This is a genomic window from Rothia sp. BD8, from assembly GCF_044878465.1.
GTDB classification, from domain to species: domain Bacteria; phylum Actinomycetota; class Actinomycetes; order Actinomycetales; family Micrococcaceae; genus Rothia; species Rothia kristinae.
This window is the reverse complement of the sequence record NZ_JANJES010000005.1, coordinates 144529-156042: the sequence shown is the minus strand read 5'-3', so window position 1 is coordinate 156042 and position 11514 is coordinate 144529. Positions and strand designations below refer to the sequence as shown.

The following is an 11514-nucleotide window of genomic DNA, read 5'->3' as shown; positions in this document are numbered from 1 at the left end:
CCTGGAATACTGGTGGCCCATGAGCACTCCCCGCCGCCCCCAGCGCACCCGTCCGTTCACCGAGGCCGAGGTCCGCCAGGTCATGAAGCAGATCAACCGGCGGCTGCTGGTCGCCACAGGCGTCGCCATCGGCGTCGGTCTGCTGGTGATCCTGCTCGTGGTGATCTTCGGGCGCTGAGCCGACGGCCCCGCACGCCATTCCCCTTCCCCACCTTCCGAGGAGCATGTCCATGTCCGAGCACAGCGATCCGGTCCGTTCCGCGGCCGCCTCCCCCGCCCCCGGCGACGCCGAGCTGAGCATGCGGGAGCGGATGCACGCGGGCCTGCCCTACCGCGGCGGCGGAGCCACCCCCGCCGAGGGGGCCGACGGCGTCGTGCACCGCAGCTCCGGGGAGGCCGCGCAGCTGGCGGCCCGCTACGGGGAGCTGATGCTCACCGACCGCTCGGCGGCCCAGGACCTGCTGGCCGAGCTGCTGGGCTCGGTGGGCGAGCACGTGGCGATCCGCCCGCCCCTGCACGTGGACTACGGGTACAACATCCACGTGGGCAGCCGGGTCTTCGCGAACTTCGGGCTCACGGCCCTGGACGTCACCGAGATCCGCATCGGCGACGACGTGCAGATCGGCCCGCACGTGCAGCTGCTGTGCCCCACCCACCCCCTGAACCCGGTGGATCGGAAGCGGCAGTGGGAGGGCGGGCTGCCCATCACGATCGAGGACAACGTGTGGCTCGGCGGCGGGGCGATCGTGCTGGCCGGGGTCACCGTGGGGCGGGATGCGGTGGTGGCCGCCGGTGCGGTGGTGACCCGTGACGTGCCGCCGGGCACGGTGGTCGCCGGGGCCCCGGCCCGGGTGATCCGCCGGATCGATCCGACCGAGCGGACGGGGCAGTACGCCCTGGAGAACTTCCCGGCCGAGTACCGGGATCAGGTGCGCGCGGAGGAGGGCCGGTGAGCCGGGACGGGCGGACGCCGTGGCGCTCCTCCGAATCATCGGGAGCGGATGGGGCCGGGGATGGCTGGGTGGATGACGGCGCCACCCGCCCCCTGGAGCCCGGCTCCCCGCGGGACGGCGGGTGGTGGGATCCGGATGCCCAGGCCACGCAGGTGATCCGGGATCCCGAGGCCACCGAGGTGCTGGGCGCCGCCCCGCGGCACCTGTCCGCCGTCGAGGGGGACCCGGAGGCCACGCAGGTGCTGGAGGATCCCGACGCCACGCGGGTGCTGGGTGCGGGCTCCCACCCGGCGGATCCCAGCGCGACCCGGGTGCTGGATGCCCCCGGGGCCCCCGGATCGCGGCGCGACGCCTCGACGGCCTGGCTCGAGTCCCCGCACGCTCCCGGCGGCGCGGGGACCTACGGGGAGGAGGAGCCGGCCCGGGTGCTCTCCGGGGAGCAGCTGCGCACGGTCGTGGTGGCCCGGCAGAAGGAGGAGTACGCGCGGGTGCAGCTGCTGCCCGGGCTGCTCGGCTGGCTGGCGGCCCTGCCGCTGACCGGCTTCCTGGTGTGGCTGGCGCAGCAGGCGCTGCCGCGCTTCGGCGTCGGACCCGCCCCGGAGTCCTCCGGCGCGGCCCTGTCCGGTCTGGGCGCGGGGGAAGCGGATGCCGGGATGTGGGTGCTGGCCTACGCGGTGGCCGTGTTCCTGGGGTATCTGGGCGGCGGCTACGCCGCGGGCCGGGCGGCCCGCTTCGGCGGAGCCAAGCAGGGCGTCGGGGTGTTCCTGTGGTTCCTGATGATCACGGCGGTGTCCAGCATCGTCGTGCAGGCCCTGGGTCTGGGGGCCGCCGGCGGGACGATGCCGGTCGCGGCCCAGGACTACGGCGGGGCGAACCTCGGGTGGACGGGCCTGACGGTGGCCGGCACCGCGCTGATCGCGCTGGCCGCGGCCACCTTGGGCGGGTGGTGGGGCACCGCCTACCACCGCCGCGCGGACCGATGGGGCTTCCAGGCGTTCTGAGCGTCCCGGACAGGGACGTGGGGCGACCGTCCGCCTGGCGCGGCCGGTCGCGGATCTCGGACGTCGTCCTCACCGGCCAGGAGTCCCTCCGCCTCCTCGGGAGCCGCCGTCCCACCCGAGCCCCGCCTCGGAGCGGGGGCTCGGATGGTCCGACGGCTCCGGATCCTCACATATCCAGCAGCAGGGCCGGCTCCTCGAGCACCGAGGCGACGTCGGCCATGAACCGGGCGGAGAGGTCCCCGTCCACGATCCGGTGATCGAAGGAACCGCCCAGGGTGGTCACCCAGCGGGGGATGACCTCCCCGTCCACCACCCACGGCTTCTGCTTGATGGTCCCGAAGGCGACGATCGCCGCCTCACCGGGGTTGATGATGGGGGTTCCGGTGTCGATGCCCAGGGCGCCGATGTTGGTGATGGTCAGCGTCCCGCCGGTCATATCCCCCGGCTGGGTCTTGCCCTCGCGGGCCGTCTTGGTCAGCGCCTGGATCGCCACCGCGAGCTCGCGCAGGGACAGCTCCTGGGCGTCCTTGATGTTCGGGACCATGAGCCCGCGCGGGGTAGCCGCGGCGATGCCGAGGTTGATGTACCGCTTGATGAGGATCTCCGAGTCCGTCCAGGAGGAGTTCACCTGCGGGTTGCGCGCGGTGGCCCAGATGATCGCCTTCGCCAGGATCAGCAGCGGCGTGACCTTCACCCCCTCGAAGCTCGGGGAGGCCTTCAGCCGCTTGACGAACTCCATGGTCCGGGAGGCGTCCACGTCCACGAAGATCGACACGTGCGGGGCCTCGAAGGCGGACTTGACCATGGCCTTGGCCGTCACCTTCCGCACGCCCTTGACGGGCACCCGCTCCAGCCGGTCCCCGCCGCGGCCCTGCGGGATCCAAAAGTGCTCGGGCTTGGCCGCCTCCAGATCCTGGCTGTTCGCGGCGTAGTTGATCAGGTCCTTCTGCGTGACCTGGCCCTGCGCTCCCGTGCCCGGCACATCGGCGAGGTCGATGCCGAGGTCCTTGGCGGCCTTGCGCACCGGCGGCTTGGCGAGGGTGGGACGACGCGGCGGCTCCCCCGGGACCCGCTGGTGGGCGTCCGGGGTGGGCATCGGCTCGTCGTGGGAGCGACCCGGCAGCCGGTTCAGGGCATCGCGGGCCCGCTCGGCGAGGTTCGCCCCGAAGGTCCCCGCGCTGAAGGAGTTGAGCCCGGCCAGAGGCCCGCGCCGGTGCTCCTCGGCCGGAGGGGTCGGCGGGGTCTGGGGCGCTGGGGACGGCTCGACGACGCCGCTGGGGCGCTTCCGGGCCCGACGGCGCACGGGATCCGCCTTGGGCCCGGAGCCCACCAGGGCCGCCCCGCCCTCGGAGCCGGCAGGGGAGCCGGCCGGGGAATCGGCGGGGGATCCGCCCGGGGCGCGGGAGGACGAGCCGCCCTCCCGGCCGGCGGTCCCGGTGGTCTCGGGGTCCCCGGAGTCCTCGGCAGCGTCCGCCCCGGCGATCTCGATCAGCGGGGCGCCGACCTCCACGGTCTGCCCCTCCTCGGCGAGGATCCGGCGCACCGTGCCCGCGAAGGGCGAGGGCAGCTCGACCACGGACTTCGCGGTCTCGATCTCCACGATCACCTGGTTGGATTCCACCGTGTGACCGGGGGCGACCTTCCAGGAGAGGATCTCCGCCTCGGTCAGTCCCTCCCCGACGTCCGGGAGGGTGAAGATGTCAGTCATGGCTCACTCCTGTGCCGGCAGCAAGCCGGCGTCGCGACCACCGCGCGCGGCGCGGGGGCCAGGGAACTTCAGTACGCGAAGGAACGGTCGAAGGCCTCCAGCAGGCGGTCGATGTCCGGGAGGTAGTCCCCCTCCACCGCGGCCACCGGGTAGGGCATGTGGTACCCGCCCACGCGCAGCACGGGCGCCTCCAGGGCGTAGAAGCAGCGCTGCGCGATCTGCGCGGCCAGCTCCCCGCCGATCCCGCCGAAGCTCGGCGCCTCGTGGGCGATGACCAGCCGACCCGTCTTGTGCACGGAGGCCGCCACGGCGTCGACGTCCAGGGGGGAGATGCTGCGCAGGTCCAGGACCTCGATGCTGCGCCCGTCCTCCTGTGCGGCCTGGGCGGCCGCCAGCGCCACCGGCACCAGCGGGCCGTAGGCGGCCAGGGTCAGGTCGCGGCCCTCGCGCACGATCTGCGCCCGCTGGGTGTCCGCGGTGATCCGCCGGTCCACCTCGCCCTTGAGCCAGTAGCGGCGCTTGGGCTCCAGGAAGATCACCGGGTCATCCGAGGAGATCGCCTCGCGCAGCATCGAGTAGGCGTCCTGCGGGGTGGAGGGGGTCATCACCCGCAGCCCCGCGGTGTGGGCGAACAGCGCCTCCGGGGACTCCGAGTGGTGCTCGATCGAGCCGATGTTCCCTCCGTCGGGGATCCGCACGACGACGGGCAGGCTCAGGTGCCCGCCCGAGCGAGCCCGGATCTTCGCCAGCTGCGAGGTGATCTGGTTGAAGGCCGGGAACACGAAGCCGTCGAACTGGATCTCGCACACCGGCCGGTACCCGCGCAGGGCCAGGCCGATCGCGGTGCCCACGATCCCGGCCTCCCCGAGCGGGGTGTCCATGACCCGGTGGGCCCCGTAGGTCTGCTTCAGCCCCTGGGTGACCCGGAAGACCCCGCCCAGGGTCCCGATGTCCTCGCCCATCAGCAGGACCTTCTCGTCCTCGGCCATGGCATCGTCCATGGCCAGGTTCAGGGCCTTCGCCATCGGCAGGGTCTGCACCTCGGGGCGCGGCTCGTCGTGGGCGGTCGCGGAGCGGCGGATCTCCGTCTCCGGGATGCCGGCGCCCGGGGCCTCGGGCTCCGGAACGCGGTCGGTCGGCGTCGTCTCGGGTCCGGTGCCGGACCCGGCTGATTCGCGGGGTGCCATCATCTCAGCGCTCCTCCTCGTGCTCGCCGTCGGCCGCCGCATCGGCGAAGCCCGCCTCATACTCCCGGAACCACGCCTTCTCCGCGGCCGTGAGGCTGTTCGGCTCGGCGTAGACCCGGTCGAAGAACTCCTCCAGCCCGGGGGCCGGCACCGCCAGGGCGGCCTCCCGGATGGATCGGGCGCCCTCCCTGGCCTGCGCCTCGGCCTGCTCGAAGAACTCCTCGGGCGTCCCTTCGGCGCGCAGGTGCCGCTCCAGGCGCACCAGCGGATCCTTGGCCCCCCACTCCTGCTCCTCCTCGCGGGTGCGGTACTTGGTGGGGTCATCGGCGGTGGTGTGCGCGCCGAGCCGGTAGGTCTCCGCCTCGATGAGCACCGGCCCCTGCCCGCGCCGGATCTTCTCCAGGGCGTAGGCGGTCACCGCATAGACGCCGAGGAGGTCGTTGCCGTCCACCCGGATCCCCTCGAAGCCGTAGCCGGCGGCCCGCTCGGCCAGGGGGACGCGGGACTGGGTGGCGAACGGCACGGAGATCGCCCAGCGGTTGTTCTGCACGAAGAAGAGCACCGGGGCGTCGTAGGAGGCGGCGAAGACCATGGACTCGTGCGCCTCCCCCTCGGTGGAGGAGCCGTCCCCGAAGTACACGACGGTCGCCTCGTCCCGGGCGCCGTCCAGCTTCTGCCCCATGGCGTACCCCACGGCATGCGGGATCTGGGAGGCCAGGACGAAGGAGTACAGGTGGAAGCGGTGCTCCTGCGGGATCCAGCCGTGGCCGGAGACCCCGCGGAAGATCGTGAGCAGCTGGGCGAGGTCCACGCCGCGGTGCATCGCCAGGGCGTGCTCGCGATAGGACGGGAAGACGTAATCCGTGGGGCGCATCGCCATCCCGGAGCCGATCTGCGCGGCCTCCTGCCCCTTGGAGGGGACCCACAGCGCCAGCTTGCCCTGCCGCTGCAGGGCGGTGGCCTCGTCGTCGAAGCGGCGCACGGCGAGCATCTGCCGGTAGGCCTCCTCCAGGTGCTGCCGGGACAGCTCCCGCAGGTACGGGTCGAAGCGCGGGTCTGCGGTGCGGCGCCCGTCCTGGTCCAGGATGCGGACCAGCGGCAGGGCTCCTGCGACGGCGCCCGGGTGGGCGGCGGACGCCTCCGGCGAGGTGACCATGGATCCTCCGTGGCTGGGGTGGATGGGCGGCGTCGCGAAGAGGGGCCGTGGAGCGGGCCGGGATGAGCCCCGGGCGCACCGCGGCGGCCTCCGGCCGCCCTGTCCCCAGCCTACCCGCCCCGGGCCTCGCGACGGCTTCCTCAGACGCGCTCCCGGAAGTGCCGGCAGATCTCCAGGAAGCGGTCATTGGCCTCGCGCGGGCCGACGCTCACGCGCACCCCCTCCGGGTGGAAGGCCCGCACGGACAGGGCGTGCTCTTCGGCCAGCTGCGCGAAGGCCGCGGAGCGCTCCCCCAGCGGCAGCCACACGAAGTTCGCCCGCGTCGTCGGGACCTCCCAGCCGTCCGAGCGCAGCGCCGCGACGATGCGCTCCCGCTCGGCCACGATCCACCGGACCTGCTCATCGACCTCCTCCTGGTGGGCGATCGCGGCGACCGCGGCGGACTCAGCCAGGGTGCTCACCGCGAAGGGCGTGGCGGACACGCGCAGGCTGCGGGTGATCTCCGGGTGGGCGATCGAGTACCCGACGCGCAGCCCGGCCAGCCCGGCCGCCTTGGAGAAGGTCCGCAGCACCACCAGGTTGGGGTGCTCCCGGTACAGGGACACCCCCTCGGCCAGGCCGCCCTCGGCCCGCTCCCGCTCGGTCAGCTCGGAGAGGCGGCAGAACTCGTAGTACGCCTCATCCAGCACGACGACGACGTGCTCCGGGACCTTCTTCAGGAACGCCTCCACGGCGTCGCGGGTCAGGGCCGGGCCGGTCGGGTTGTTGGGGGAGCACAGCAGCACCACGGTGGTGCGCTCGGTGATCGCCGCGGCCATGGCCTCGAGGTCGTTGCCCCCGTCCTCGGTCAGCGGCACCTGCACCGAGCGGGCCCCGGCCAGGCCCACCACGATCGGGTAGGCCTCGAAGGAGCGCCACGGGTAGACGACCTCGTCCTGGACCCCGTCCGGGTTCTGCCCGGCGAAGGCCGCGAGGATCTGGGTCAGCGCCCCGAGGCTGCCCGCCCCGGTGACGATGTCCTCCGCGGGAACCTCCAGGTGCCCCGCCAGGGCCTCGCGCAGCCGGGTGGACAGCGGATCCGGGTACAGGTGGGTGTCCCGGAAGGCGTCGATGACCTCCGCGACGGCCGGCACCGGTCCCAGCGGGTTCTCGTTGGAGGACAGCTTGAACTGTCGGAGCCCCTCCACGACCTTCGGCGGCTTCCCGGCGGCGTAGGCCGGCAGCTGGTCGAACACGGGGCGCGGGGTGATGCCGCGGTGCCCGGCGGCGTCGCGGGCGGGGGGCTCGGAGGAGTTCTCGGGACTCATGGACACCACTGTAGCCGCTACCCCTCCCCGGTGTGCCGGGCCTCACTGCAGCACCGGGGAGGGCATCGGATGCCCGGGCAGGCGCGGCGGGCGGATGGTCCCCGGGAACTCCCCGCCCTGCGGGATCTGCGGGGCGGGGCACGGCTCGGGCATCCGGATCTCCGGCATCCGGGTGAGCCCGCCCACCGCCGCCTTCCCCGCCTCGCCGGCCAGCTCCTTCCCCGCGGCGAGCGCCTCCTTCGCGGTGCCCACCGACGCCGGATTCACCGGAGCGATGGGGCGGCGGGGATCGTCGGGGTCGGCGTTGTAGTACTCCGCGCCGGCCTCGTAGGTCACGGTGCTCACCGCCGCTCCCTCCGGCATCATCCGATCCAGCATCGCCAGATACTCCCGCCCCTCCCCGGTGCGGCCCAGCTGCTGGGCCACCGCGGGAGCCATGTGCTCATAACCAGCGCCGTTGTGCGTGCCGAACAGGCCGATGCCGTACTCCTCCTCACCCATGTTCACGTGCACCTCCTGCGTCTGGGCGTTGGCCGGGCGGCTGTCCCCGGCCAGGACGGCGGGCACGACGTCGTTGACGTCCTCGACGCTGAGCACCGGGATGTCATCGGGGATCCCGCCGTAGGCGGAGGTCGGCGCCCCCATCGACAGGACCCCGGCCACCTTCCACCGGCTGCGGAAGTCCCCGTTGGCGGCCAGCGCCTGCGCGGTCATGCCGCCCTGGCTGAATCCGGTGAGCAGCACCTCGTCGGAGGCGGAGGCCCCGGCCTCCCGCAGGGCCTGATCCACCATCTGCATCAGCACTGGGGACTGGGCGAGGCTCGCGGTCCCGTCCGCGGAGGCCAGGTCCAGGGCGGAGAAGGTGCCGTTGGGTTCGTTCTCCGCCCACAGGTTGTCGAAATCGGAGCCGGGGATCGAGACCGTGTAGGCCCGGGTGCCGTCGGGCCGGGTCACCACCTGCACGTCCACGTGCCCCAGGGCGGTCTCCTCCTGGGCCCCGTGCTCGGCGTCGAGCCGGACGTCCGTACTTCCCGCCGCGTTGATCCGCGCCATGATCCCGCCGACGCCGCCGCGCTGCACGGTGCCGCTGCTCCTTCCGGCCTCCCGGAACCCCGTGACCCGCCCCAGGCCGATCCCGGCGGCCCGCTCCGCCTGCTTCATCCCCCGGGCCCCGTGCAGGGTGGCCTCCAGCTTCCCCTGGGAGCCCCCGCGCAGCAGGGAGGAGGCCGCGGCCCGTCGGCCCCGCAGGTGCGCATCCGCACCGAATCCGCCCACCAGCGCGACCCCCACCAGCGCCATCGTCCCCAGCCCTCCGGCCGCACCCGCGGCCCCCTGCGGGGTCAGCACCAACGGCAGGCTGCGCACCGTGGTGAACGCGGAGGTGAAGATCTGACGCACGGCCCCGCTGTAGAAGGAGTCGAAGACGCCCACCAGGGCCCCCGCGATCTGCTCCGCGTGCTCGTAGGACAGGGCCGCAGCCTGCAGCTTGGCGGCGTAGTCCGCGGCGTCCGTCGTCAGCTCCAGCATCGTGGACTGCGCCTGCAGCAGCAGGTCCGCGGCGCGCGCGGCATGCACGGACAGGTGGGACCAGGCCAGGGCCGTCTCCGTCTGCACCGGCAGCGCCTCCAGCTGGGTGGCCCCGTACTCCACACCGGCCGCACCCAGCAGCAGGGAGGCCCGAGACACCTCCTCGGTGTCGATCCGCTGCTGCCGGACGGAGGTCTGCAGCAGCGCCCCTCCCTCCGGGACGGCGCCCAGATCGTGCTGCAGAGCTCCGGTCTCCTGCGCCGGGGCGCCCAGGAACGTCTCATACTCCCCCAGCCGGGAGAACACCCCGCCCATCACCGCACCCCCGCCTGGGCCAGGGCGCTGCGCACCCCGGCGGCCAGCGGATCCCCGCCCAGCGCCTCGGCGGCGGCCCGGGCCCCGCAGACCTCCACGGACTCCAGGGCCCGCCGCCCAGCCTCCACGGTGTCCCCGGCCAGATCCTGGACCCCGTCCAGCAGCCGCTGGGTCTCCCGGTGCAGGGCCTGCCCCAGGCGGTCCCGGGCCGCGGCCATCGCCGTGGCCAGGCCCTCCAGGTGCGCCCGGATCTGCTCCCCGGCCAGCTCCAGCTCCACGGCCGCCTGCTCCAGCTGGTCCCGGGCCAGCACCACCTGGCTCCCGTGCCGGGACATCCCGGTGCGGAACAGCTGCGCCGCCTCCGATTCCCACTCAATCCGGGTGGCCCCGGCCGCCTGCTCACCGGCGCCGTGGATCTGCCGGGAGCAGGTGCGGGCCTGCTCGGCCAGGGCGCGCAGCCGCTCCTGCGCGGCCGCCCCGGCCCCGGTCAGCGCTCCGGGGGCCACCAGCCCCAGCGTGTCCATCATGTCCATCTCCGCCGCCCTCCTCAGGTGCCCAGTGATCGGCCGTCCCGCAGCCGGCGGCGGCTCGAACCCCATCGGGGGCCAGCCGCCGTCCGTGCGGTGCGACCGGCGTCCCGCCCATCCTGCGCCGGACCGCCCGGGCCCGAATCGCCCCTCCCGCGGGATCCCGGGGGTCCTGTGGACGGCGGGCCCGCTTCACCCGCGGAAGGAGCCGGCTGTGGATTCCCGCCGAGGATTCCCGCAGCACCGGCGTCGCGGATCCCCGGGGCGCGGGGAGGCCGTGCGAGAATGACCGCATGGCCTCACCGACCCCTTCCGGCTCCCCGTCCGAGCACGCCGACCCCCGCCTGCCCGACGGCCGCCTCAGCCTCGCCGCCCAGTCCCCCGCCCCGGCCCTGGGGCCCCTGGACGGCCGATACCGGCGCCAGAGCGCGCCCCTGACCGAGCACCTCTCCGAGGCGGCCCTGAACCGCAACCGCGTGCACGTGGAGGTGGAGTGGTTCATCCACCTGTGCGAACACCGTGTGCTGCCCGGGCTCGAGCCGCTGAACGCCGAGCGGCAGGCCGGCCTGCGGTCCCTGGTGACGGACTTCGACGCCGACGCCGTCGCCGAGCTCGCCGAGATCGAGGCCGTCACGGTGCACGACGTCAAGGCCGTGGAGTACTACATCGGACGCCGCCTCGAGGCCCTGGGTCTGGAGCGACTGACCCCGCTGGTGCACTTCGGGTGCACCTCCGAGGACATCAACAACCTCGCGTGGGCGGTGGGCATCCGCGACGCCGTCGAGCAGGTGTGGCTGCCCGCCGCACGCGACCTCGTGGATCAGCTCCTCGCGATGGCGGAGCAGACCCGCGAGATCCCGATGCTCTCGCGCACCCACGGGCAGCCGGCCACCCCCACCACGCTGGGCAAGGAGCTGGCCGTGCTGGCCTTCCGGCTGCGGCGGCAGCTGAAGCGGGTCACCGAGCAGGAGATCCTCGGGAAGATCAACGGAGCCACCGGCACCTACGCCGCGCACATCGTCGCCGTGCCGGGGGCGGACTGGCAGGAGGTCTCCCGCACCTTCGTCGAGGGACTGGGGCTGACCTGGAACCCGCTGACCACGCAGATCGAATCCCACGACTGGCAGGCCGAGCTCTACGGCGGCATCGCCCAGTTCAACCGGGTGCTGCACAACCTGTGCACCGACGTGTGGTCCTACATCTCCATCGGCTACTTCCGCCAGATCCCGGTGGAGGGCGCCACGGGGTCCTCGACGATGCCGCACAAGATCAACCCGATCCGCTTCGAGAACGCCGAGGCCAACCTGGAGCTGTCCACCTCCCTGCTGGACACCCTGGCGACGACGCTGAGCACCTCGCGGTGGCAGCGGGACCTCACGGACTCCACCACGCAGCGCAACATCGGCACGGCCTTCGGCCACTCGCTGCTGGCGATCTCCAACGTCGCCCAGGGGCTGGCCAAGCTCGCGGTGGCCGAGGAGGTGCTGGCCGAGGACCTGGAGCACAACTGGGAGGTGCTGGCCGAGGCCATCCAGATGGTCATGCGCGCCGAGGCGATCGCCGGCGCGCCGGGCCTGGACAGCCCCTACGAGCGGCTCAAGGAGCTGACCCGCGGGCACCGGGTGGACCAGCAGCGGCTGCGGGAGTTCGTCGGGAGCCTGGGGCTGCCCGACGCCGCCGCCGGCCGCCTGGCCGAGCTCACCCCCGCCGCCTACCACGGCATCGCCGCCGCCCTGGTGGACTGGGCCCGGGACTGAACCCCGGTCCGGTCTCAGCCGGGGCGACGGCGGGCGGGCCCCGCCGGCCCGATTCACGCGACGGCCCCGGGCACCC

The 11514-nt window shown here is 73.6% G+C and carries 10 protein-coding genes; 4 read left to right on the top strand and 6 right to left on the bottom strand.

The annotated features are described in order from the left end of the window. The first annotated feature begins 19 nt into the window (after window positions 1-19). The 3 genes from NQ707_RS06065 (at window position 20) to NQ707_RS06055 (ending at window position 1954) form a co-directional block, all read left to right on the top strand. Window positions 20-178: a hypothetical protein gene (locus NQ707_RS06065; protein WP_165590101.1), complete on the top strand. Its 159-nt coding sequence runs from the start codon at window positions 20-22 to the stop codon at window positions 176-178. 52 nt (window positions 179-230) lie between these two features. Next, the gene (locus NQ707_RS06060) at window positions 231-953 is read left to right on the top strand and encodes a sugar O-acetyltransferase (protein WP_224799633.1); all 723 of its coding nucleotides are present in this window, start codon (window positions 231-233) and stop codon (window positions 951-953) included. 68 nt (window positions 954-1021) lie between these two features. Further along, the gene (locus NQ707_RS06055; RefSeq protein ID WP_404435086.1) at window positions 1022-1954 is read left to right on the top strand and encodes a hypothetical protein; all 933 of its coding nucleotides are present in this window, start codon (window positions 1022-1024) and stop codon (window positions 1952-1954) included. Window positions 1955-2120: 166 nt separating this feature from the next. Here NQ707_RS06055 and NQ707_RS06050 read toward each other — a convergent pair whose 3' ends face one another. The 6 genes from NQ707_RS06050 to NQ707_RS06025 all read right to left on the bottom strand — a co-directional run bounded on the left by NQ707_RS06050 (window position 2121) and on the right by NQ707_RS06025 (window position 9687). Further along, window positions 2121-3662 (bottom strand): dihydrolipoamide acetyltransferase family protein, encoded by a 1542-nt coding sequence (locus NQ707_RS06050; protein ID WP_404435084.1) that lies wholly within the window; start codon window positions 3660-3662, stop codon window positions 2121-2123. A gap of 68 nt (window positions 3663-3730) precedes the next feature. Beyond that, window positions 3731-4702, bottom strand: coding sequence for an alpha-ketoacid dehydrogenase subunit beta (locus tag NQ707_RS06045; RefSeq protein ID WP_058731827.1), 972 nt, complete (start codon window positions 4700-4702; stop codon window positions 3731-3733). 151 nt (window positions 4703-4853) lie between these two features. Continuing rightward, entirely contained in the window at window positions 4854-6005 is a 1152-nt protein-coding gene (pdhA, locus tag NQ707_RS06040) for a pyruvate dehydrogenase (acetyl-transferring) E1 component subunit alpha (protein ID WP_058731825.1), read from the bottom strand. A 140-nt stretch (window positions 6006-6145) separates the two neighbouring features. Beyond that, the gene (locus tag NQ707_RS06035; protein ID WP_061225367.1) at window positions 6146-7312 is read right to left on the bottom strand and encodes a histidinol-phosphate transaminase; all 1167 of its coding nucleotides are present in this window, start codon (window positions 7310-7312) and stop codon (window positions 6146-6148) included. Window positions 7313-7354: 42 nt separating this feature from the next. Beyond that, the gene (locus tag NQ707_RS06030; RefSeq protein WP_404435082.1) at window positions 7355-9157 is read right to left on the bottom strand and encodes a hypothetical protein; all 1803 of its coding nucleotides are present in this window, start codon (window positions 9155-9157) and stop codon (window positions 7355-7357) included. Beyond that, window positions 9154-9687 (bottom strand): hypothetical protein, encoded by a 534-nt coding sequence (locus NQ707_RS06025; protein WP_058731823.1) that lies wholly within the window; start codon window positions 9685-9687, stop codon window positions 9154-9156. Before NQ707_RS06025 ends, NQ707_RS06030 begins: the two co-directional genes overlap by 4 nt. Window positions 9688-9974: 287 nt before the next feature. Between NQ707_RS06025 and purB the strand changes: the two genes are divergently transcribed. Further along, entirely contained in the window at window positions 9975-11438 is a 1464-nt protein-coding gene (purB, locus tag NQ707_RS06020; RefSeq protein WP_224799622.1) for an adenylosuccinate lyase, read from the top strand. Window positions 11439-11514 lie beyond the last annotated feature (76 nt).

Excerpts from the sequence above, each read along its gene's own strand:
- NQ707_RS06025 (WP_058731823.1), bottom strand. The coding sequence starts at position 9,687 with ATGGACATGATGGACACGCTGGGGCTGGTGGCCCCCGGAGCGCTGACC.
- NQ707_RS06050 (WP_404435084.1), bottom strand. The coding sequence starts at position 3,662 with ATGACTGACATCTTCACCCTCCCGGACGTCGGGGAGGGACTGACCGAG.
- NQ707_RS06060 (WP_224799633.1), top strand. The coding sequence starts at position 231 with ATGTCCGAGCACAGCGATCCGGTCCGTTCCGCGGCCGCCTCCCCCGCC.
- NQ707_RS06065 (WP_165590101.1), top strand. The coding sequence starts at position 20 with ATGAGCACTCCCCGCCGCCCCCAGCGCACCCGTCCGTTCACCGAGGCC.
- NQ707_RS06035 (WP_061225367.1), bottom strand. The coding sequence starts at position 7,312 with ATGAGTCCCGAGAACTCCTCCGAGCCCCCCGCCCGCGACGCCGCCGGG.
- pdhA (WP_058731825.1), bottom strand. The coding sequence starts at position 6,005 with ATGGTCACCTCGCCGGAGGCGTCCGCCGCCCACCCGGGCGCCGTCGCA.
- purB (WP_224799622.1), top strand. The coding sequence starts at position 9,975 with ATGGCCTCACCGACCCCTTCCGGCTCCCCGTCCGAGCACGCCGACCCC.